The sequence below is a fragment of the Paraburkholderia sp. BR10872 genome, assembly GCF_040965835.1.
Taxonomy (GTDB): Bacteria; Pseudomonadota; Gammaproteobacteria; order Burkholderiales; family Burkholderiaceae; genus Paraburkholderia; species Paraburkholderia nodosa_A.
Map to the genome: position 1 here is coordinate 46,328 of NZ_JBFRCN010000054.1, position 20,897 is coordinate 67,224.

At 65.6% G+C, this 20,897-nt stretch carries 18 protein-coding genes and 1 pseudogene; 6 read left to right on the forward strand and 13 right to left on the reverse strand.

Features of this window, described 5'->3' with window-relative positions:
- The first annotated feature begins 22 nt into the window (after positions 1 to 22).
- Together fabI and AB4Y43_RS31945 are read left to right on the forward strand one after the other, a co-directional pair.
- Positions 23 to 802 carry an enoyl-ACP reductase FabI gene (fabI, locus tag AB4Y43_RS31940; protein ID WP_368729613.1) on the forward strand — a complete coding sequence of 260 codons (780 nt, stop codon included), beginning with the start codon at positions 23 to 25 and terminating at the stop codon, positions 800 to 802.
- Positions 803 to 935: 133 nt separating this feature from the next.
- Positions 936 to 1,946, forward strand: coding sequence for a sulfate ABC transporter substrate-binding protein (locus AB4Y43_RS31945; protein ID WP_069265142.1), 1,011 nt, complete (start codon positions 936 to 938; stop codon positions 1,944 to 1,946).
- An 80-nt stretch (positions 1,947 to 2,026) separates the two neighbouring features.
- On the opposite strand, the gene AB4Y43_RS31950 is transcribed toward AB4Y43_RS31945, so the two are convergent.
- The 6 genes from AB4Y43_RS31950 to argS all read right to left on the reverse strand — a co-directional run bounded on the left by AB4Y43_RS31950 (position 2,027) and on the right by argS (position 8,734).
- Complete coding sequence (locus AB4Y43_RS31950; protein ID WP_368618081.1) at positions 2,027 to 2,332, reverse strand: hypothetical protein; 306 nt, start codon at positions 2,330 to 2,332, stop codon at positions 2,027 to 2,029.
- 242 nt (positions 2,333 to 2,574) lie between these two features.
- Positions 2,575 to 4,197 (reverse strand): ABC transporter substrate-binding protein, encoded by a 1,623-nt coding sequence (locus AB4Y43_RS31955; RefSeq protein ID WP_368729614.1) that lies wholly within the window; start codon positions 4,195 to 4,197, stop codon positions 2,575 to 2,577.
- A gap of 179 nt (positions 4,198 to 4,376) precedes the next feature.
- Positions 4,377 to 5,153, reverse strand: a complete 777-nt coding sequence (locus tag AB4Y43_RS31960; protein WP_368729615.1) for an SDR family oxidoreductase — start codon at positions 5,151 to 5,153, stop codon at positions 4,377 to 4,379.
- 10 nt (positions 5,154 to 5,163) lie between these two features.
- Positions 5,164 to 5,817, reverse strand: a complete 654-nt coding sequence (locus tag AB4Y43_RS31965; RefSeq protein WP_069265132.1) for a thiol:disulfide interchange protein DsbA/DsbL — start codon at positions 5,815 to 5,817, stop codon at positions 5,164 to 5,166.
- 207 nt (positions 5,818 to 6,024) lie between these two features.
- The gene (locus AB4Y43_RS31970; protein ID WP_368729616.1) at positions 6,025 to 6,870 is read right to left on the reverse strand and encodes an SPOR domain-containing protein; all 846 of its coding nucleotides are present in this window, start codon (positions 6,868 to 6,870) and stop codon (positions 6,025 to 6,027) included.
- A 79-nt stretch (positions 6,871 to 6,949) separates the two neighbouring features.
- Positions 6,950 to 8,734 (reverse strand): arginine--tRNA ligase, encoded by a 1,785-nt coding sequence (gene argS, locus AB4Y43_RS31975; RefSeq protein ID WP_368729617.1) that lies wholly within the window; start codon positions 8,732 to 8,734, stop codon positions 6,950 to 6,952.
- A 354-nt stretch (positions 8,735 to 9,088) separates the two neighbouring features.
- On the opposite strand from argS, the gene AB4Y43_RS31980 reads away from it, so the two are divergent.
- Positions 9,089 to 9,415 (forward strand): DUF1840 domain-containing protein, encoded by a 327-nt coding sequence (locus tag AB4Y43_RS31980; RefSeq protein WP_069265127.1) that lies wholly within the window; start codon positions 9,089 to 9,091, stop codon positions 9,413 to 9,415.
- A gap of 141 nt (positions 9,416 to 9,556) precedes the next feature.
- On the opposite strand, the gene AB4Y43_RS31985 is transcribed toward AB4Y43_RS31980, so the two are convergent.
- The 7 genes from AB4Y43_RS31985 to AB4Y43_RS32015 form a co-directional block, all read right to left on the reverse strand.
- Positions 9,557 to 9,760 carry an acid-shock protein gene (locus AB4Y43_RS31985; RefSeq protein WP_069265125.1) on the reverse strand — a complete coding sequence of 68 codons (204 nt, stop codon included), beginning with the start codon at positions 9,758 to 9,760 and terminating at the stop codon, positions 9,557 to 9,559.
- Between the two features lie 252 nt (positions 9,761 to 10,012).
- Positions 10,013 to 12,730, reverse strand: coding sequence for a methionine synthase (gene metH / locus AB4Y43_RS31990; protein WP_368729618.1), 2,718 nt, complete (start codon positions 12,728 to 12,730; stop codon positions 10,013 to 10,015).
- Positions 12,731 to 12,791: 61 nt separating this feature from the next.
- A complete protein-coding gene (locus tag AB4Y43_RS31995; RefSeq protein WP_368682745.1) occupies positions 12,792 to 13,862 on the reverse strand; it encodes a homocysteine S-methyltransferase family protein in 1,071 nt (356 codons plus the stop codon).
- A gap of 203 nt (positions 13,863 to 14,065) precedes the next feature.
- Entirely contained in the window at positions 14,066 to 14,323 is a 258-nt protein-coding gene (locus AB4Y43_RS32000) for a DUF3567 domain-containing protein (protein ID WP_028201771.1), read from the reverse strand.
- A gap of 175 nt (positions 14,324 to 14,498) precedes the next feature.
- Complete coding sequence (gene pcaD, locus AB4Y43_RS32005) at positions 14,499 to 15,287, reverse strand: 3-oxoadipate enol-lactonase (protein ID WP_368729619.1); 789 nt, start codon at positions 15,285 to 15,287, stop codon at positions 14,499 to 14,501.
- A 420-nt stretch (positions 15,288 to 15,707) separates the two neighbouring features.
- Positions 15,708 to 17,063 (reverse strand): DUF3108 domain-containing protein, encoded by a 1,356-nt coding sequence (locus AB4Y43_RS32010; protein WP_368729622.1) that lies wholly within the window; start codon positions 17,061 to 17,063, stop codon positions 15,708 to 15,710.
- Between the two features lie 185 nt (positions 17,064 to 17,248).
- Complete coding sequence (locus tag AB4Y43_RS32015; RefSeq protein ID WP_368729620.1) at positions 17,249 to 18,136, reverse strand: IclR family transcriptional regulator; 888 nt, start codon at positions 18,134 to 18,136, stop codon at positions 17,249 to 17,251.
- Positions 18,137 to 18,265: 129 nt separating this feature from the next.
- On the opposite strand from AB4Y43_RS32015, the gene AB4Y43_RS32020 reads away from it, so the two are divergent.
- From AB4Y43_RS32020 to AB4Y43_RS32030, 3 genes and pseudogenes are all read left to right on the forward strand, one after another.
- Positions 18,266 to 19,258 carry a fumarylacetoacetate hydrolase family protein gene (locus tag AB4Y43_RS32020; RefSeq protein ID WP_368729621.1) on the forward strand — a complete coding sequence of 331 codons (993 nt, stop codon included), beginning with the start codon at positions 18,266 to 18,268 and terminating at the stop codon, positions 19,256 to 19,258.
- A 190-nt stretch (positions 19,259 to 19,448) separates the two neighbouring features.
- Complete coding sequence (locus AB4Y43_RS32025; RefSeq protein ID WP_368729623.1) at positions 19,449 to 20,579, forward strand: ABC transporter substrate-binding protein; 1,131 nt, start codon at positions 19,449 to 19,451, stop codon at positions 20,577 to 20,579.
- A gap of 59 nt (positions 20,580 to 20,638) precedes the next feature.
- Positions 20,639 to 20,897: pseudogene (locus tag AB4Y43_RS32030) on the forward strand (enoyl-CoA hydratase); the annotation flags it as partial.

The window sequence follows — 20,897 nt, forward strand, 5'->3', positions numbered from 1 at the left end:
GTCTTCCACTGCGAGGTCAGCCATGCATAATCCATCCGAACGGCCGCTTGCCGGCATGCGCGCGCTCGTCACCGGCGTGGCGAACGCCGATTCGATCGCTTACGGCTGCGCCCGCGCGTTCGCCGATCTCGGTGCGCAACTCGCCGTCACCTATCTCAACGACAAGGCCAAGCACTACGTCGAACCGCTCGCCAACGATCTGGGCGCGCAGTTGCTGCTGCCGTTGAACGTCGAGGAAGACGGCCAGCTCGACGCCGTGTTCGACGCCGTGCGCGAAACGTGGGGATCGCTCGACATCGTGCTGCACTCCATCGCCTATGCGCCGAAAGAGGATCTGCAAGGCGGCCTGCTCGATTCGTCGGCGCAGGGTTTCGCGTATGCGATGGACGTGTCGTGCCACTCGTTCATCCGCATGGCGAAGCGCGCCGTGCCGCTCATGCCGCACGGCGGCACGCTCTTCGCGATGAGCTACGACGGCGCGAACCGCGTCGTGCCCAGCTACAACCTGATGGGCCCGGTGAAGGCGGCGCTCGAAGCGTCGTGCCGTTATCTCGCGTACGAACTCGGACCGATCGGCATCCGCGTGCACGCGATCTCGCCCGGGCCGCTCAAGACGCGCGCAGCCTCGGGGCTGCCCGACTTCGACCGCATGCTCGCCGAGGCCGTGGAGCGCGCGCCGCTGGGCGAACTCGTCGACATCATGGACGTGGGTTACGCCACCGCGTATCTCGCCACGCGCTACGCCCGCCGCATGAGCGGCAACACTGTGTATATCGACGGTGGCGCCCACATCATGGCTTAGCACGAAAGCCGCAAAGCAAAGCTCGTATCGGTATAAGCCGTGCGCCCCGGCTCGCTAGAATCGGGCGTTCGGTCTGCTTACGAAAATCATGCAGGCAGGCCGAAACGCCTTTCAACGACAGACGGGGATCACCATGGCAGGTTTGGGACGCACGGCGCGCTGGCTCGGCGCGGGCATCATCGCATTGAGCGCAGCGGCGGCGCATGCCGAAACGTCGCTGCTGAACGTCTCGTATGACGTGACGCGCGAGCTGTACAAGGACATCAACGCGAGCTTCATCGCCGACTATCAGAAGAAGACCGGCGAGACCCTGTCGATCAAGCAGTCGCACGGCGCGTCGAGCGCGCAGGCGCTCTCGGTGCTGCAAGGCCTGCAAGCCGACGTCGTGACGATGAACCAGCCCAACGACATCGACCTGCTCGCGCAGCAGGGGCATCTTGTGCCCGCCAACTGGCGCACGCGCTTGCCCGACGCGAGCGCGCCCTACACGACGACGATGGTGTTCCTCGTGCGCAAGGGCAACCCCAAGCACATCAAGGACTGGGACGATCTCGCCAAACCCGGCGTGCAGGTCGTGATCGCCAATCCGAAGACTTCAGGCAATGGACGCTACGCGTATCTGGCCGCATGGGGCTATCGCAAGCAGCAGGGCGCGAGCGACGCCCAGGCGCTCGACTTCGAGCGCGCACTGCTGAAGAACGTGCCGGTGCTGGACGCGGGCGGCCGGGGCGCGACGACGACCTTCACGCAGCGCGGCATCGGCGACGTGCTCGTGACCTTTGAAAACGAAGTGGCGCTCATCGATACGGGTGTGGGTGCGAAAGACTTCGAAGCGGTCTATCCCTCGGTGAGTCTGCTGGCGGAGCCGCCGGTGACGATCGTCGACAAGGTCGTGGACAAGCGCGGCACGCGCAAGAGCGCACAGGCGTATCTCGACTATCTGTATTCGCCCGCCGCGCAGGAGATCATCGCGCAGCATCATCTGCGTCCGCGCGATGCCGCAGTGCTCGCGAAGCACGCAAGCGAGTTCAAGCCGATCAAGACCTTCACGGTCGAGCAGGTGTTCGGCAGCTGGCAAAACGCGCAGGCGACGCATTTCGCCGATGGCGGCACGTTCGATCAGATCGTCGCGGACCGTAAGTGATCGGGGCGTCACGCAACGATAGTGCGTAAAACAAAAGCGCCTCGCAGTTTGCGAGGCGCTTTGCATTTCAGGCTGCGGCTTTAGTACCAGCCGCGACGGCCATGCCATTCGTTGCGGCCGTACCAGCGGCGGCCGTCCCAGTAGCGGTCGCCGTGCCAGCCGATCACGACAGCCGGCGCGTAGGCCACGCGCACGGGCGGCGCGACGTAGACCGGACGCGGCGCGACATAAACGGGCTGCGGCGCGACATACACCGGTGCGGGTGCAACATAAACCGGAGCGGGCACGCCGACGTTCAGGCCGACTACCACACCGGCCATGGCGGTTTGCGAGGCGGCCAGGACGAGCGCTCCAGCACCCAGCGCGGCAAAGAGTTTGGTTTTCATTTTGAGCCCCTTCGGTTGAAGATTCGATGGCTTCAATGTAGCCAGGCGCTCGCCGGCTTGAGTTACCAAACTGCAACAAACTGCGCGCGAATCTTACCGGCGGTAATGGGAGGAAAGGGCGCTCGCCCGCCTGTGGCGCGCTTCCCGCATGTCTGGCGCAAGCGGGCGTGTTTCAATTCGTGATCGTCAGGGCAGCTCTGTAATGGCGCGCCGGGCGCGAACGCCCGGCGCGGCGAGAGCCGTCACTGCACCGCGACGCTCGCGAAGTTCTGGCGTCCGAACGGGCTCACCTGATAGCCGCTCACGTTCGTGCGCGTGATGGCGGAGGCGGTCGGGTAGCCAAGCGGAATCCACAACGCCTGATCGCGGATGATCTGCTGGGCGGCTTCATACAGCTTCACGCGCTTGGCCTGGTCGGCGGTGGCCTTGCCTTCGGCGATCAGCTTGTCGAGCTGCGGATCGCAAAAGCGCGCGAAGTTGATGCCCGACTGCACCGCATTGCAGCTAAAGAGCGGCGAGAGATAGTTGTCGGGGTCGCCGTTGTCGCCGGCCCAGCCCATGAAGAGCGTGTCGTGCTGGCCTTGCTTCGCCTGCTTGATCAACTCGCCCCACTCGATCACCTTGATCTCGGCCTTCACGCCGATCTTCGCGAAGTCGGCCTGCAACAGCTCGGCGCCCGCGCGCGGGTTCGGGTTGAGCACGCTGCCGTTCGGACGCACCCAGATCGTCGTCGCGAAGCCGTTGGGGAAGCCCGCGTCGGCGAGCAGCTGCTTCGCCTTCGCCGGGTCATACGGATACGGCTGGATCGACCGGTCGTAGCCCCAGGTGATGGGCGGCCAGGGGTTGGTCGCGGGCGTGGCGGTGTTGTCGAAAATCGCCTTCAGGTAGGTCGTGCGGTCGAACGCCATGTTCAGCGCCTGGCGCACCTTCTGGTTGTCGAGCGGCTTCTTCTGCGTGTTGAGCGCGACGAACGCCGTCATGAACGCTGGCGTCTCCACCACCTTGAGCGACTTGTCGTCCTTCGCCGCGGCCACGTCCTGGGGCTTGGGCGAGAGCGCGATCTGGCATTCGCCGGCCTTCACCTTCTGCGCGCGCACGGCGGCGTCGGGCGTGATCGCGTAGATCAGGCGGTCCACCTTCGGTTTCGGCCCCCAGTAGGTCGGGTTCACGTCGTAGCGGATCACCGCGTCCTTCGTGTAGCTCTTGAGCACGAACGGGCCCGTGCCCACCGGCTTCGCGTTGAGGTCGACCTGCTTGCCGCCCTTGAGCAACTGGTCGGCGTACTCGGCGGAATAGATCGACGCGAAGCCCATCGTGAGGATCGAGAGGAACGTTGCATTCGGCTCGTTGAGCTCGAACTTGACCGTGTTCGCGTCGACCTTCGTGACCGCCTTCACGAGCTTCACGAGGCCCATCGACTGCGCGTGCGGGAAGCCGCTCGCGCCGGCCACCTTGTGCCACGGGTTGTTGGCGTCGAGCATGCGCTCGAACGTGAAGACCACGTCGTCGGCGTCGAGCGTACGCGTGGGCTTGAACCACTCGGTCGTCTGGAACGCCACGTCGGGCCGCAGATGGAACGTGTAGGTCAGGCCGTCGGCGCTCACTTCCCACTTGTCCGCGAGTGCGGGCACGACCTTCTTCTGCGCTTCGTCATAGGCCACGAGCGAATTGAAGATGACGTCGGCGGACGCGTTGGTCGTGACGAGCGAGTTGAACTGCACGACGTCGAAGCCGTCGGGGCTCGACTCGGTGCAGACCGTCAGCGGTTTGGCGAGCGCGGGCGTGGCCGCTAACGCGGCGCCAAGCGCGGTCGCGAGCACGAGAGCAGGCGCAAGCGTGCGCGCGGAGGGCGAGGTGAAGCGCATGGGATCTCCGTGGTTCTTCGGTGGCGGGCGGCGCCCCGTTTTGTTCGATTCAGGAGAGGCGAGAAGGCTCGGAAGGGCGCCCGGACGAGCCAAGCTTATCGAAGGGAAATTGTCGAGACAACAATTTAATCGACATACCCATATGGCATGGGGGGCGCCGTGCGGCAAGCCGAAGCGGCTTAGTGGCTCGCCGCGCGCGGCTTGCGCGGCGCCTTTTCGAACACGCGGTCGTAGACCCAGCGCGGCAGCGCGCGCAGCAGCGTGGCGGCCACGCGCATCGGCCAGGGGAACACCGCGAACGACGTGCCGCGCGCGATCGCTTGCGAGGCCTTCGCGGCGAACTGGTCCGCGTCCATCAGGAAGGGCATGCGGTAGGGATTCTTCGCCGTCATCGGCGTGCGGATATAGCCGGGCGCGATGGTGACGACGGGCACGCCGAACGGACGCATTTCCACGCGCAGCGCTTCGAGATAGGCGAGCGCCGCGGCCTTCGAGGCGCTGTAGGCGCCCGAGCCCGGCAGCCCGCGCACGCCGGCCACGCTCGCGATGCCCACGAGCGTGCCGCGTCTGGCCTTCGCCATGGCCGAGGCGAACGGCTCGAAGGTGGCGACCATGCCGAAGTAGTTGGTGTCCATCACGTCGCGGAACGTGGCGAGATCGCCTTCGCCCGTCAGCACGCCGCGGCTCACGCCCGCATTGGCGATCACGATGTCGGGCATGCCGTGCTGGGCGATGAAGTCGCGCGCGGCGGCAGCGAGCGCATCGGCGTCGCGCACGTCGGCGGGATAGATGGAGATGGGGTGATCGGGGTGGGACTGCCGGAAGCCGGCAAGGGCCTCGCCGCGGCGCGCGACGAGCCCGAGGACGGCGCCCTGCCGCGCGTACACGGCGGCGAGCGCGGCGCCAATGCCGCTCGACGCGCCGGTGATGAAGACCTTCAGTGGCGCGTCTTGCATGGCGCTAACCTCACATCTTCTTCGCGCGGATCTGCGAGATGATGAAGTCCATCACCTGGGCCGTGCCCGGCAGCGCCTTGTCTTCCGGACCCTGGACCATGGCCGGGCCGGTTTCGTATTTGCCCTGGATGGCGATGGTCGGCACGCCGTCGATCTTGTAGGCGTCGAGCAGGGCCTTGTCGCGCTGCAGCGCGCTCTGCGTCGAGAACGAGTTGTACGCTTCCATGTACTTCTTCGCATCCACGCCTTGCGTCGCGAGGAACTTCGCCTGCTCTTCCGGCGTGAGCAGGTAGTTCTTGTTCACGTGGATTTCGTGGAACACGACCGGCGTGAGCTTCTGGGCGAGACCGAGCGCGTCGAGCGCGTAGTACATCTTCGAGTGCGGGATGAAGTCGTCACGGAATGCCACCGGCACGCGCTTGAACACGACGTCCGGGCCCTGCTTCTTGATCCACGCTTCGAGATACGGGTCGAACGCGTTGCAGTGCGGGCAGCCGTACCAGAAGAACTCGATCACTTCGATCTTGCCCGCGGGCACGTCGAGCGCCTGGGGTGCCTTCAGGACCGTGTAGTCCTTGCCGGCCACGGGTGCCGCGGCCGAGGCGTGGGCCACGCCGGCGATCAGCGAAAGCGAGAGAAAAAGCGTACCGAGAAGTCGTTTCATGGCGTAGGAATCCACTGTTCTTGGACCGGCGGCGGCCGGTTGTCTGCCGCAGGACGCCGTTGGCGCGAACCAGACGCATGCGGGTGCTGCGCGGGTGTTGCTTGTTGACGGACTTCGCGCCGCGCACCGTGGCCGGGCCTCACGCGAATGCCGCTGAATGGCTGCGGCTTCGGTGGGCGGGCGCGCGGTGCGCGGCGCGGACGGCGATTACTGCTTCGTGAAGCGGATGACGGCCGTATCGATACCGGCGTCGGACAGGCGCTGACGCGTCGAGTTCATGTCGTCGAACTTCGTGAACGGACCGATGCGCACGCGATAGTACGTCACACCGCCGGCGTCGCGCTGCGTGACCTTCGACTCGAACCCCTGGAACGCGAGGCGCGCGCGCTGCTGCTCGGCGTCGCCCGACGTCTTGTACGCGCCCACCTGCAGGAAGTAGCCGGTGTTGGCGTCGCCCGGTGCGGGCGCGGCGCTGCCGGGCTTGGCGCCCGGGGGCGTCGGCACGGCGTTGGCGGGCTTCTGCGGCGGGTTGTTCGCGAGGATCTGCGCCGGGTTGCTCGTCGAGTTGCTGGCCGACTGCGGCTTCTTCGCGATCGCCGTGCCGCTCGTGACGTTTTCACCCGTCGACGGTTGCGGCGCGACGGCCACGCCGTTGTTATTGGCGGCGTTGCTGTTCGAACCCGAGGGCGGCACTTCCACGATCTGCGGCTCTTCGAGCATGCCCGAGGACTGCGACTGGTTCGTGGTCTGCCCCGGGGCCGTGTTGGGCGGCGTGCTTTGGGCGGCCTGCGGCACCGGCTGGCCCGGCGACTTGCCCTGCAGCGCGCGGTTCGGATCGATCTGCTCGTTGTTCTGGCCGACGTCGGAAGCGGCCGGCGGCGCGACCTTCGAGACGAACGGCGTGGGCGCGCGCGTGATGTAGAGCGCCACCACCACCGCGATCGCAAGGCCGACGATCAGGCCCAGCACGATGCCGAGAAAGGTTCCCCCGGACTGCTTCGACTGCTGTTTTGTAGTGCGGCGCGGTTTTGCCATCGTCTGAATCACCTGCAAACAAGAGAATCCTGGAATGGCCGTCCGCGCGAGGCGGCGGCCCCAAACAAGCTGTTGCGCGCGGGTCTCGCGCGTCTCGTTACATGCGCTCCGGCGCGGACACGCCGATCACGGCCAGGCCGTTCGCGAGCACCCGGCGCGTGGCCGCGAGCAGGGCGACGCGGGCGTCGCGTTCGGCGGCGTCATCGACGAGAACGCGTTCGGCATTGTAGAACGAGTGAAACTCAGCGGCGAGTTCGCGCAGGTAGAACGCCACCGCGTGCGGCGCGAGTTCGCTGGCGGCATGCGTGAGCATGTCGGGGAATTCGCCGAGTTTCGCGATGAGCGCGAGCGCGCGCTCGCTGGCAAGCGGCGCGAGATCGACCTTGGGCAGCGCGGCCGGATCGCCGCCGAACTTGCCCTGCCAGTCGCCGAGAATCGACGAGATGCGCGCATGCGCGTACTGCACGTAGTACACCGGGTTTTCGTCGTTTTCCTTCAGCGCGAGGTCGATGTCGAACACGAATTCGGTGTCGGCCTTGCGCGAGATGAGGAAAAAGCGCACTGCGTCGCGGCCGCGGCGGATGGTCGCCTCGTCGAGCAGGTCGGGCGAGACTTCGCTGCCCGGGTTCGCGCCGCCCGACCATTCGATCAGGTCGCGCACCGTCACGTAGCTGCCCGCGCGCTTGGAGATCTTCACCTCCTGGCCGTCGCGCATCACCGTGACCATCTTGTGCAGCACGTAGTCGGGATAGCCCTTCGGAATGCCGATGCCGAGCGCCTGCAGTCCCGCGCGCACGCGCGCGATGGTGCCGTGATGATCGGAGCCCTGGATGTTGATGACCTTCGTGAAGCCGCGCTCCCACTTGGTGACGTGGTAGGCCACATCGGGCAGGAAGTAGGTGTAGGTGCCGTCGGACTTGCGCATCACGCGGTCCTTGTCGTCGCCGTAGTCGGTGGTCTTGAGCCACAGCGCGCCTTCCTGCTCGTAGGTCTGGCCCGAAGCGACCAGCGCCTCGACGGTCTTCTCGACGCGGCCTTCCGTGTACAGCGACGACTCGAGGTAGTAGCGGTCGAACTTCACGCCGAACGCCTGCAGGTCGAGATCCTGCTCGTGGCGCAGATAGGCGACGGCAAAGCGGCGGATCGCTTCGAGGTTCTCCGGGTCCTTCTCGCCCGTGACGGGCTCGCCGTCCTTGGCCGCGACCGTTTCGCCCGCGAGGTAGTCGCGCGCGATGTCGGCGATGTATTCGCCGTTGTAGGCCGCCTCGGGCCATTCGGCGTCGCCGGGCTTGAAGCCGCGCGCGCGCGCCTGGGTGGAGACGGCGAGGTTGCCGATCTGCACGCCCGCGTCGTTGTAGTAGAACTCGCGGTGCACGTCATAGCCCTGCGAGGCGAGCACGTTCGAGATGGCGTCGCCGAGCGCGGCCTGGCGGCCGTGGCCCACGTGCAGCGGGCCCGTGGGATTGGCGGAAACGAACTCGACGAGTACGCGTTTGCCGGCTTCGCGCTGCGAGCGGCCGAATGCCTCGCCCTGCTCGAACACGGCGCCGATCACGGCGCGCTTCGCGTTGGCGGTGAGACGCAGGTTGATGAAGCCGGGGCCGGCCACTTCGGCCGCCTCGACGAGGCCGGCGGCCTCGGGCTGGGCGAGCACGGCGTCGACAATCTGCTGGGCGAGCTGGCGCGGATTCGCGCGCATGGGCTTGGCGAGCTGCATCGCGGCGTTGCAGGCGACATCGCCGTGGGCGGCGACCTTCGGGCGCTCGAGCGTGATCACGGGCACGACGAATGCGCCTTCGCTCGCGCCTTCGGTGGCCTTCGCCACCTGGGCTACGGCTTGCGCGAGCAGGGTCTCCAGGGTGTGTTTCTGTGCGGGCAGCATGCTGGTTGCAAGTCCTGTGCGGGTAATGGGATGCGGGGCCGGGGCGTCCAGGGGCATGCATGGCCTCTGGCTTTCCGGCGCTGACCGCCTGATACGGGTGAGGGCGCGCCAGCCTCGCGGTGGCCCGATTGCCATGCGCCAATGCGCGGCGGGCCTCGTTGCGGCAGGCGGCGTGGCGGCGTACCTGACGCCAGAACGTCCGGGCGCCGCGCCCTGCGGGTAATTCCGTCCTGACGGATTTTAGCAGGTGCTAATATGTGAAATGAGGTAGCGCGACATGGGTCGCCTTGGCCCGTCTGGCTTCGCAGGCCGGAACGTCACGCGCAGATCCAAAAAATCATAAAGGGAACAGACATGCTGGTTACTTTTAAATGTCACGCGGCGCCCGACGTCACGATGCTGGAGAACCTCGCACAGTACCTTCTCGGCATCATCGGCAAGCGGCTCGGCCCGCGCGGCGTGATCACCCACGACGAACTCGATACCGCCATCACCAAGCTCGAAGCAGCCATCGCCACTGACAAGAAAGAGCGCCACGAGCAGGAAGGCCACTTTCACGAAGGCGAGGATGACCACGTGCATCACGAACTGCCGGTCGGCCTCGCGCAACGCGCCTTTCCGTTCCTCGATATGCTGCGCGCCGCGAAGAAGGAAGACAACGACGTTTTGTGGGGCATTTGAGGTCCGTGCTTGACGTCCTTGCGTGACATGACTGGGGGCGAGCGCGCCATTGCGCCTGATTGACCCGCCCAATTCAACGTTCCAAAAGCAAAGAGCCCGCAATCTCGCGGGCTCTTTGCTTATGTTCACCTTCGGCTCACCTTACTGGCTGGCGGCCGCCGGTTCGGCAGCAGAAGCCTCCGACTTCATCATTTTCTTTTTCTTCGGCTTCTTCACGTGCTTTTCGGTGGGCGCCGAATACGACGTCGCCGGGCTCGCCTGCTCCGGCGCGGCCGGCTGGGCGAACGACGGCTGCGCAAGCGCCGCGACGCCGAAGGCAGTCAACATCAACATCAGCTTCTTCATACGATTTCTCCGTCGAGGTTGCTTCGATTTTGCGTTTTAAGGATTTGCTGATGAGCGAGCCGGCGCGGCCTTGCCGCATGTGGCCGGGTGTCATGCAGGTGATACCGGGTCTTGCCGGGCCATCTTACAAAGCCGAAAAATCGCGCGCGCGTAATCTTCACCTTGCCGGATGGCGTATGTCGGGCGGTGACAACAGGGGATAGCGCGATGGGGAAAAGCGCGCCGCGCGGGGCGGCGCGCCGTCCGTGCGGCCTAGAGCTGCGGCGCGAGCGCGCGGCGGGCTTCCTCGTCGGAGAGCGACATACGCTTTGCATAGTCGGCGAGCTGGTCCTGGCCGATCTTGCCCACCGAGAAATAGGTGCTGTCAGGGTGTGCGAGATAGAAGCCCGAAACGCTCGCGGCCGGCAGCATGGCGAGCGATTCCGTCACACTCATGCCCACCTCGCCCGCCTGCAGGAAGTCGAACATGTCGCGCTTCACGAGGTGATCCGGGCAGGCCGGGTAGCCGGGCGCCGGGCGAATGCCCGCGTACTTTTCGGCGATCAGGGCGTCGTTGTCGAGCGTTTCGCTCGCCGCATAGCCCCACAGGTCGCGGCGCACGCGTGCGTGCAGCGCTTCGGCGAACGCTTCCGCGAAGCGGTCCGCGAGCGCCTTGAGCATGATCGCGCTGTAGTCGTCGTGGTCCTTCTCGAACTGCGCTTCCTTCACGTCCACGCCAATGCCCGCCGTCACCGCGAACATGCCGATGTAGTCCGCCACGCCCGAGTCCTTCGGCGCGATGAAGTCGGCAAGCGACCGGTTCGGCCGCATCACGCCGTCCACCACCGGGCGCACCGACTGCTGGCGCAGATTGCGCCACGTGAGCGCGACTTCGCTGCGCGACTCGTCGGTGTAGATCTCGATGTCGTCGTCGTTCACCGTGTTCGCGGGCAACAGCGCGATCACGCCGTTGGCCTGCAGCCAGCGGCCCTGAATCAGGCGCGAAAGCATCGACTTCGCGTCGGAAAACACGCGGCGTGCCGACTCGCCCACGATCTCGTCGTTGAGGATCTGCGGATAGGGGCCGGCGAGATCCCACGTCTGGAAGAACGGACCCCAGTCGATGTAATTCGCGAGTTCGTTCAGGTCGAAATTCTTGAACACGCGGCGGCCGATGAACTTCGGCTTCACGGGCTGGAAGTTCGCCCAGTCGATCTTCGTCTTGTTCGCGCGCGCTTCTTCGAGCGTCACGAGCGGCGTCGCCTTCCGGTTGGCGTGCTGGTCGCGAATGCGCTCGTAGTCGGCCTTGAGCTCGTCGAGGTACTTCGCCGCGCCTTCGTCCGACAGCAGGCTCGACGCCACCGAAACCGAACGCGACGCGTCCGGCACGTACACGACCGGACCTTCGTAGTGCGGCGCGATCTTCACGGCCGTATGCACGCGCGAGGTGGTCGCGCCACCAATGAGCAGCGGAATCTTCTTGATGCGGAAGTAGTCGTCGCGCTGCATTTCGCTCGCAACGTAAGCCATTTCCTCGAGCGACGGCGTAATGAGCCCCGAGAGGCCGACGATATCCGCGCCTTCGACCTTGGCCTTCGCGAGGATCTCGTTGCACGGGACCATCACGCCCATGTTGACCACTTCGAAGTTATTGCACTGGAGCACCACTGACACGATGTTCTTGCCGATGTCGTGCACGTCGCCCTTCACGGTCGCGATGACGATCTTGCCCTTCGCGCGCACGTCGGCGCCCGACTCGGCGAGCAGGCGCTTTTCTTCCTCGATGAACGGAATGAGGTGGGCCACGGCTTGCTTCATCACGCGCGCCGACTTCACGACCTGCGGCAGGAACATCTTGCCCTGGCCGAACAGGTCGCCGACGATGTTCATGCCGTCCATGAGCGGGCCTTCGATCACGTTGATCGGGCGGCCGCCGCCGCCCATGATCTTCTCGCGCGCTTCTTCGGTGTCCTCGACAATGAAGTTCGTGATGCCGTGCACGAGTGCGTGCGCAAGACGCTTTTCGACCGCCTGGTTGCGCCACTCGAGGTTCTCTTCCTTCTTCGCGGCGCCGGTCTTGAACTTGTCGGCGATCTCGAGCAGACGGTCGGTGCCGTCGGCGCGGCGGTTGAGCACCACGTCTTCCACGCGCTCGCGCAACTCGGCGTCGAGGTCGGCGTACACGCCGAGCTGGCCCGCGTTCACGATGCCCATGTCCATGCCGGCCTGAATGGCGTGGTAGAGGAACACGGTGTGGATCGCCTCGCGCACGGGGTCGTTGCCGCGGAACGAGAACGACACGTTCGACACGCCGCCGCTGATCTTCGCGTAGGGCAGGTTCTGCTTGATCCAGCGCGTGGCTTCGATGAAGTCCACCGCGTAGTTGTTGTGCTCCTCGATGCCCGTGGCCACCGCGAAGATGTTCGGGTCGAAGATGATGTCCTCGGGCGGGAAGCCCACTTCGTTCACGAGAATGTCGTAGGAGCGCTTGCAAATCTCGGTCTTGCGCGCGAATGTATCGGCTTGGCCCTGCTCGTCGAACGCCATCACCACGCTCGCCGCGCCATAGCGGCGAATCAGCTTCGCGTGATGCACGAACTGCTCCTTGCCTTCCTTGAGCGAGATCGAGTTGACGATGGCCTTGCCCTGCACGCATTGCAGGCCCGCCTCGATCACGTCCCACTTCGACGAGTCGATCATGATCGGCACGCGCGCAATGTCGGGCTCGGAGGCAATGAGGTTCATGAAGCGCACCATGGCCGCCTTCGAGTCGAGCATGGCTTCGTCCATGTTGACGTCGATGACCTGTGCGCCGTTTTCGACCTGCTGGCGCGCAACCGCGAGCGCCTCGTCGAACTGGCCGTTGAGAATCATCCGCGCGAAAGCCTTCGAGCCGGTCACGTTGGTGCGCTCGCCCACGTTGATGAACAGCGTGCCTTCGGTCACGTTGAAGGGTTCGAGGCCGGAAAGGCGCAGGGTATGGTCAGTCATGGCGTGGGACCGGATCGTAGGGTGTGGGGGCGGGACTCGGAAGCAGCGGTCGAAATTGCCTTCAGGCGGCGTCGCGATACTGGCCGGGCCAGCGGCGCGGCTTGACCTCGGCGAGCGCTTTGGCAATGGCCGCGATGTGCTCGGGCGTCGTGCCGCAGCAGCCGCCCGCCACGTTCACGAGACCGGCGCTCGCGAATTCCTTGAGCAGTGCCGAGGTATCGGCGGGCGTTTCGTCGAAGCCTGTGTCGCTCATCGGGTTGGGCAGGCCCGCGTTCGGGTAGCACGAGACGTAGGTGTCGCAGAGCTTCGCAAGCTCGGCGATGTACGGGCGCATGAGCGCCGCGCCCAGCGCGCAGTTCAGGCCGAACGTGAGCGGTCTCGCGTGGCGCAGCGAATTCCAGAACGCTTCGACGGTCTGGCCCGATAGAATGCGGCCCGAGGCATCGGTGACGGTGCCCGAGATCATGATCGGCAGATTCTCGCCCGTGTCTTCGAAAAGCTGGTCGAGCGCGAACAGCGCGGCCTTGGCGTTGAGCGTGTCGAAGATCGTCTCGACGAGGAAGAGGTCGCAGCCGCCGTCCATGAGCGCCTTCGCCTGCTCGTAGTACGCATTGCGCAGTTCTTCGAACGTGACGTTGCGCGCGCCCGGATCGTTCACGTCGGGCGAGATGCTTGCCGTTTTCGGCGTCGGCCCAATCGCGCCTGCGGCGAAGCGCGGCTTGTCCGGCGTCGAATACTTTGCGCACGCGGCGCGCGCGAGCTTCGCCGACTCGACGTTCATCTCGATGGCGAGATCGCCCATGCCGTAGTCGTCCTGGGCCACCGTGGTCGCGCCGAACGTGTTGGTCTCGATGATGTCCGCGCCCGCCGCGAGATACTGCTCGTGAATCTCGCTGATGATCTGCGGCTGCGTGAGCGAGAGCAGTTCATTGTTGCCCTTGATATCGCGCGGGTAGTCCTTGAAGCGTTCGCCGCGATAGGCGGCTTCGTCGAGCTTGTAGCGCTGGATCATCGTGCCCATCGCGCCGTCGAGGATCACGATACGCGAGGCGAGCAGCGCGGGAAGCGCTGCGCCGCGCGTGTATTTGGCGTCCCCGGCGGGGCGCGGGGCAAGGGCTGCGGGCTGGTTCATGGATCGCGGGCGGGCGTGGTGCCGGTTGAACTGGGAAACCCCACATTGTAGCCGCTGCGGCAACGCGCCGCTGCGGGCGGCGTCGCGCGCAGGCAACCGCTGTGGCTCGCGCCGGACGGCCAAAAGAAAACCCCGGCCGGGCAAGCCGGACGGGGTTTCGTGTGAAGGACGCTGCGCGTTGAGTGCCGCGGGGTGCGCTAGCGTCAGTGAAGCACGACGGGTTGCTGCATGAGGCTGTCGAACTGTCCGAGGAATTCGTCGACTTCGTCGAGCGACTGGTCTTCGTCCATCAGCTTTTGCACGTCTTCGCGAAAACGTGCCGCCATCACGCCGTCGATGAAGATCTCGCGGCGTGCGTTTTTGTCGACGATCTCGTAGCCTCCTGCGCGCATCGCGCTGTGGCCGTCCTGCGGTGGGAACTCGACGACGCAATAGTTGGGACTGTTGTAGATCATTTGCATGGCGACACTCCTTTTTCCTGTGCTCCCCTGACCTTCTCGGTCAATACATGGAGCGTTCGTTCTGGAATTCAAGGGGTGGGTCCCGCATCACCTCTTATGTGGACTGCTCTCCCTTTTTACTTCAATTCACAACTGTGTCTGCTGCCACTGCCATGATGCTTTTACTTCGAACTGCTTAGGCCAACTGCTTGAGAAACGTTTCTAGCAAAGCAGTGAAACGGTGCGACTCCTCTACCGGGGCCAGATGCGCGGCATCGAGCACCACGAAATGCGACCCTTCTATCGCGCTTGCAAGGGCCTGCGTCATGGCCACTGGCGTGCCGCTGTCGTGGCGACCCGCGACTGCGAGCGTCGGCACGCGCAGTTGCGCGAGCCTCTTTTGCACGTCGAAATCGCGTAGCGCCTCGCATGCCATCGCATAACCTTCTGAAGGGGTCCGTAATAAAACGTCACAAATGCGCTCGACAGTCGGCGCATGCGCATGCCGGAAGTCGGCGGTGAACCAGCGTGCCATCGTTGCGTCGACGAGCGCCCCGAGGCCTTCGCTGCGTACTGTGGCGGCGCGCTCGTTCCATGTTTCGCGCGCTTGTGGCGGCGTATGACTCGCCGTGTCGCAAAGCGTGAGCGTCGTCACGCGTTCCGGGAAATCGAGCGCAAACTGCTGCGCGATCATGCCGCCCATCGACATGCCCACGAGATGCGCATGCTCGATGCCAGTGGCGTCGAAAAGCGCATCGAGGTCGGCGGCGAGTTCTGTGAAGCCGAAAGGCTCGCTCGCGACGGCGCTCGCGCCGTGGCCGCGCACGTCATAGCGCAGTACGCTGTGGCGGTGGCGGAAATGTCCGGCGAGCGTGTCCCACACGCCAAGGTCGCCGCCCAGTTGGTGAATGAACGCCAGCGCGGGCCCACCGCTCCTGTCGTCGAAGACATAGTGCGTATCGATGCCATTGACAGTCACTTGCATGGGTTCCTCCTTCGCCTTCCAGGCTGGGAGTCAAGCCGTTTGCGAGGTACTGCATGCACGCGATGCTGGTGGAGCAATCCGCGCGCCTGGCGCGCGCAGACGATGCGCGATGCGATGTTCGTTAGCTTGTGTGTCGCGTCCCTGTTTGCTGCGCTGTTTATTGTGTCGTGCCGATTTTGTCCGTCTTGTGCAGCGGTGTATCGGTTTGTTCGTGCTGGTCCGTTTGTCGGTCCGTTCACTGGTCCGTCGTTTGCGCGCGGCGTCGTGCTGCCGTGTTTCGTCTGCTTGTTCTTTGGCCCTTCGTGATGCGCGCGATGCCTTGCGATCCTTGACGCATGGCTCGATTCCAGTATGCGCTATTTCGCGAATTTGTGTTGTGAAGCGGGCCGTCCGGATCGAGTGGTGCGTGCGCTTGCGCGCTCAGGGATGCTCGGCCGCCGGGCCTGGCGAATCGGATGAGGGTTGCGCATCGCCAGTAGACGGTTGAGGCGGTGATTCTGTTGGCTGTTCTGTCTGCAAATTGGCGGGTGGCGCCGGCTGCGCAGACGGTTGCGGTTGCGCTTGTGATGCAGCAGGCGCAGAAGCCGGCGCCGCCTCCGGTGTTGCCGATTGTGCCGATGTTGTGTCGGGTGCCTTGCTGGGCGCCGGGGCGGTTGCGGCCGCCGCAGAATCGGGCGCTGGCGCGGGCGCGTTCGATGCGCTCGGCACCGTGAGTGCGCCACGCCACACCAGTTCGAACTGGTTGCCATTCGGTTCGGTTTGCACGAGGCGCACGGGCAACCAGCCGAGCGACTGCGCGAGCCACACGTCGATGCGCCGCTTGTCGCCCTCGCGACGCGGCAGACGCATGAAGTGGCGCGCGGTGACGTAGCCATGATCCGTGCTCACGGTTTCGTCGCCGATCGTGGTGATGGGCCAGGTCTCGCCGCTGTCGTTGTCCGCGACATAGAACTCGCGCGTGACGCCGGGCTTGTACGCGTCGGGGTCGCCGCGCACGAGGCTCGCAAGCTGCATCACCATGCTGAAGCGGTCCTGCGCGCCATCGGGCAGCGCGAGCGAGTTCGGCGTGCGCGTGAACACGATCTGCTTGTCGGTGCGATTGAAAACCGTCACATCCGAAGGGCGATGGCCGCGCTTTTCGATGTACTGATCGGGTGCGAGGCCGAATGCGTCCACACGGCCCTTACTCGTCCAGCTGAACTCGCCGACGAAGGGCAGGGGCACACGCACGACCATCTCGTAGCGCTGCCCGTCGCTCGACCAGTGGATCGTGCCGGGCTGATTGCGCACGCCGTTATAGAACGTGTCGTACTGCAGTTCGCCCGATGGGGGCACCGAAAACTTCAGTCCGTGCGAGGCCTGCGTGGCTTGCGCCGAAGGCTGCTTGCCGTTGCCGGGCGCCGTGCCAGCGGTCCCGCTGGTGCCGGCGGCGCTCGCGCTGGCTGGCGACGCGGCTGCGGGCGCGGACGCCGCCTGCGTATCCGGCGGCGCAGCCGGCGCTTTGGGGTGCGGTTTGGGCGGCGTCACCGCGTGCAGCGTGTGCGGCTCGGCAGGCTTCGGTGCGGGTTTGGGCGCGGCATGCGCGGGCGCTGCCGCGGGGCCCGCGGGCTTGGCCTCGCGCTCGATGCGTTCGGGTTTGAGGAGCGCCACTTGCACCGGCACGCGCACGTGCGCGACAGGTGGCGGCGCGCCGTGATGCCGCTCGAACCATTCGGCCGCGAGCCAATGCAGCGCCGTGACCGCGACGAACACACCGACCCAGCGCCACGCGCGCATGTGCTGCGGCTTGCGTGAGTCGGTGTCGAGGCGGCGTGCCTCGCGCGGGGCGGCTGGCGTGGACATCGGCGGTTCGTGAGTCGGTATCGGTCGTACGTTAATGTGACACAACCCGCCGGGTGCTTGCAGAAACGCAGACGCGCGCGAGCAGGGTCACATGTGTGCCGGCCCCGGGGACACAGCCCTCAGCGCGGCGTTGGACTGTACCCCAATTCGTACGACAGTTTTTCGGCGCACGCGCGCAGCGCGGTGTCCACGGCGCCGTTCCAGGCGATATCGAACGCGCCTTCGTGACCGAGCGCGATGAGCCCGAGCGCGAGTTCGCCGCTCGCGTCGAACACGGGCGTGCAGAACGCGTGGATGGTCGGCAGCAACATGCCTTCCACACGCGCTGCGCCATGCTCGCGCACTTCCGCGAGCGCCTGTTCGAGCGCATCGGCCGTGCGCGGCGTCGAGCCGTATGAGTACTGCTGCGCGCCCGCGAGTTCGCGCTCGATCATGGGGGCCGTCTTGCTGCGCGGCAGGTAGGCGGCGAACAGCAGGCCCGTGGCGGAACTGAGCATCGGCATCACATCGCCGAGCTTGAGCGACGCTTTCGCGGGGTGGCTCGACTCCAGCCAGTGCACGACGGTCGGCCCCTGGTTGCCCCACACGGCGATGCCCACGGTGATGTCGAGCGCGTCGCGCAATTCGGTGAGCGCGAGGCGCGCGAGCTTGACGCCGTCCACGCGCGCGAGACGCGCGAGTCCGAGCTGCAACGCGAAGCCGCCCAGTTCGTAGCGTCCCGTGAGCGGGTCCTGCGCGACCACGCCGAGGCGCATGAAGCTCACGAGATAGCGGTGCGCCTTCGCGGGGCTCATGCCCGCGCGCTGCGCGAGGTCGCGCAGCATCATCGCGCGCGGTTCGTTCGTGAGCACTTCGAGCAGGCGAAACCCCACTTCGATCGACTGGATGCCCGAGCGCAGTTTTTCTTCGCCGGCTTCGGCGCCTTCCGCAGCTTCGGCGGTGTCGAGGGGATCGGCGAGATCTTCGGCGCTCGCGCGCGGCGAGGCGGTTCGGACGGTTGGCGGCATGGGATGCGTTGTGGTGTTCAAACGTACGGCGACTGTACGGCAACTGAGGGCGTACGGCACGCCCGCTTGGGGCCCGCCGATTCACCATCGTAGAATACATTTCCCTTATCGTCACTCACGTCTGATTCCATGAAACTTGCCACGCTGAAGGACGGCACCCGCGACGGCCAGCTGATCGTCGTTTCCCGCGACCTGCGCAGCGCCGCCATTGCCGATGCGATCGCACCCACGCTGCAGCGCGTGCTCGACGACTGGCGCTTTTACGCGCCGCAGCTCGCCGAGCTGTACGACGCGCTCAACTACGGGCGCGCGCGCAACGCGTTCAGCTTCGACGCGCGCAATTGCATGGCGCCGCTACCGCGTGCATACCAATGGGCGGATGGCTCGTCATACGTGAATCACGTCGAACTCGTGCGTCGCGCGCGCGGCGCCGAGATGCCCGCCGAATTCTGGACCGACCCGCTCATGTACCAGGGCGGCAGCGACGACTTCATCGGGCCGTGCGACGACATCGTGTGCGCGTCCGAGGCGTTCGGCATCGACTTCGAGGCCGAAGTGGCCGTCGTGACCGGCGACGTGCCGATGGGCGCGAGCCCCGACGAAGCGTTGCGGGCCGTGCGGCTCGTCACGCTCGTCAACGACGTCTCGCTGCGCAATCTCATTCCCGCGGAACTCGCGAAGGGCTTCGGCTTTTTCCAGAGCAAGCCGGCCAGCGCGTTCGCGCCGGTGATGGTCACGCCCGACGAGCTCGGCGAGCACTGGCGCGAAGGGCGCGTGCACCTGCCGCTCATCGTGCACTGGAACGGCAAGAAGGTCGGTCAGCCCGATGCCGGCACGGACATGGTGTTCCACTTCGGCCAGCTGATCGCGCACGCTGCGAAAACGCGCAATCTGCGCGCGGGCGCCATCGTCGGTTCGGGCACGGTCTCGAACAAGGACACAAAGCGCGGCTACTGTTGCATTGCCGAGAAGCGCTGCCTCGAAACGATCGAAGGCGGACAGGCGAGCACCGAGTTCATGAAGTTCGGCGACAGCGTGAAGATCGAGATGCTCGACGAAGCGGGCAAGTCGATTTTCGGCGCGATCGATCAGGCCGTGGCGTCGCTCCACGGCGAGCATTGACACGCAAACGCTGAAGGGTTTCGCCGGATGCCGCGCGCCACGCGTGCGGCTACACTGGCGAACGCCCTTTTTCTTCGAGCGCATCGGGCAGAGCAGTCAAGGTACGAGCCGTAGAAGCACGCAGCATCCGAACGTAAAACGACAAGGAGACACCGTGAACGCTTCTCGCCCCAGCCGTCTTGCTGTACGCATCGCCCTGCTTTTTTCTGTCTGTGCGCCCATGATCGCGCTCGCGCAGGTCAAGATCGGTCTTGTGCTTTCGCTCACGGGTCCGGCCGCCTCGCTCGGCATTCCCGCGCGCGAGACCGCCGCGATGTTCCCCACTGAGATCGCGGGTCAGAAAGTTCAGTACATCGTGCTCGACGACGCGTCCGACACGACCCAGGCCGTGCAGGACACGAAGAAGCTCATCGACGAGCAGCATGTCGATGCGATCATCGGCTCGTCGATCACACCCAACTCGCTCGCGATGCTCGACGTGATCGCGCAAGGCGAGACGCCTACGATCTCGCTCGCATCGTCGGCGAAGATCATCGAGCCCGTCGACGACAAGCGCCACTGGATGTTCAAGACGCCGCAAACCGACGCGATGATGGCCGGCGCGATCATGGAGCACGCAGCCGCGCACAACGTGAAGACGCTCGCCTATATCGGCCAGGCCGACGCGCTCGGCGAGACGTTCTACGCCGAGATTGCGAAGGCCGCGCAACAGCGCGACATCAAGCTCGTCGCGAACGAGCGCTTCAATCGCACCGATCCGAGCGTGACTGGGCAAGTCCTCAAGATCGTCGCGGCGCACCCGGATGCCGTCGTGGTCGGCGCGGCCGGCACGCCCGCCGCGCTGCCGCCGAAGGCGCTCAAGGAGCGCGGCTACAAGGGCGTCATCTATCACAACCACGGCGTGGGCAACCGCGACTTCCTGCGCGTGTGCGGCGCCGACTGCAACGGCACGTTCCTGCCCGCAAGCCAGGTGCTGGTGGCGGCGCAACTGCCCGAGGACCAGCCCGGCCGGCGCCTCGCGCTCGACTATATTTCGCGTTACGAGGCCCGTAACGGCGCGGGCACCGTGTCGGCATTCGGCGCCTACACGTGGGACGCGGGGCTCCTGCTGCAGAACGCGATACCCGTCGCGCTCAAGTCGGCTGCGCCCGGCACGCCCGCGTTTCGCCGCGCGCTGCGCGACGCGCTCGAAGCGACGCACGGGCTGCATGACACTAATGGCGTCGTCAACATGAGCGCCACCGATCACCTCGGCCTCGACGCGCGAGCGCGCGTGATGGTCGAGATCCGCGATGGCAAGTGGGTGTATCAGCCGCATTGACGAGCGGCACTGCCATCGCTCTCACGTAATCAGTAATCCGAAGCAAAGGAGGTCCGCCCATGAACGATCCTTTTTACGCCCACTATCACGCTTTGCGCGTGCGGCGGCACGAGCACGGCATCGTCGAGATCGTGATGAGCGGCGAGGGCACGAACAAGAGCGGCCTCGCGACCGCCGACGCCAACATGCACCGCGAACTCGCCGAGATCTGGCGCGACGTGGATCGCGATCCCGACGCGCGCGTCGCCGTGATCCGCGGCGAGGGCAAGGGCTTTTCGGCGGGCGGCGACTTGCAGCTCGTCGAGGACATGGCCACGC

Excerpts from the sequence above, each read along its gene's own strand:
- AB4Y43_RS32015 (WP_368729620.1), bottom strand. The coding sequence starts at position 18,136 with ATGCCGCCAACCGTCCGAACCGCCTCGCCGCGCGCGAGCGCCGAAGAT.
- AB4Y43_RS31960 (WP_368729615.1), bottom strand. The coding sequence starts at position 5,153 with ATGCAAGACGCGCCACTGAAGGTCTTCATCACCGGCGCGTCGAGCGGC.
- AB4Y43_RS31955 (WP_368729614.1), bottom strand. The coding sequence starts at position 4,197 with ATGCGCTTCACCTCGCCCTCCGCGCGCACGCTTGCGCCTGCTCTCGTG.
- AB4Y43_RS31995 (WP_368682745.1), bottom strand. The coding sequence starts at position 13,862 with ATGAACCAGCCCGCAGCCCTTGCCCCGCGCCCCGCCGGGGACGCCAAA.
- AB4Y43_RS31980 (WP_069265127.1), top strand. The coding sequence starts at position 9,089 with ATGCTGGTTACTTTTAAATGTCACGCGGCGCCCGACGTCACGATGCTG.
- metH (WP_368729618.1), bottom strand. The coding sequence starts at position 12,730 with ATGACTGACCATACCCTGCGCCTTTCCGGCCTCGAACCCTTCAACGTG.
- AB4Y43_RS32010 (WP_368729622.1), bottom strand. The coding sequence starts at position 17,063 with ATGCGCGCGTGGCGCTGGGTCGGTGTGTTCGTCGCGGTCACGGCGCTG.
- pcaD (WP_368729619.1), bottom strand. The coding sequence starts at position 15,287 with ATGCAAGTGACTGTCAATGGCATCGATACGCACTATGTCTTCGACGAC.
- AB4Y43_RS31965 (WP_069265132.1), bottom strand. The coding sequence starts at position 5,817 with ATGAAACGACTTCTCGGTACGCTTTTTCTCTCGCTTTCGCTGATCGCC.
- AB4Y43_RS32000 (WP_028201771.1), bottom strand. The coding sequence starts at position 14,323 with ATGCAAATGATCTACAACAGTCCCAACTATTGCGTCGTCGAGTTCCCA.
- AB4Y43_RS31945 (WP_069265142.1), top strand. The coding sequence starts at position 936 with ATGGCAGGTTTGGGACGCACGGCGCGCTGGCTCGGCGCGGGCATCATC.
- AB4Y43_RS31950 (WP_368618081.1), bottom strand. The coding sequence starts at position 2,332 with ATGAAAACCAAACTCTTTGCCGCGCTGGGTGCTGGAGCGCTCGTCCTG.
- argS (WP_368729617.1), bottom strand. The coding sequence starts at position 8,734 with ATGCTGCCCGCACAGAAACACACCCTGGAGACCCTGCTCGCGCAAGCC.
- AB4Y43_RS32020 (WP_368729621.1), top strand. The coding sequence starts at position 18,266 with ATGAAACTTGCCACGCTGAAGGACGGCACCCGCGACGGCCAGCTGATC.
- AB4Y43_RS31985 (WP_069265125.1), bottom strand. The coding sequence starts at position 9,760 with ATGAAGAAGCTGATGTTGATGTTGACTGCCTTCGGCGTCGCGGCGCTT.
- fabI (WP_368729613.1), top strand. The coding sequence starts at position 23 with ATGCATAATCCATCCGAACGGCCGCTTGCCGGCATGCGCGCGCTCGTC.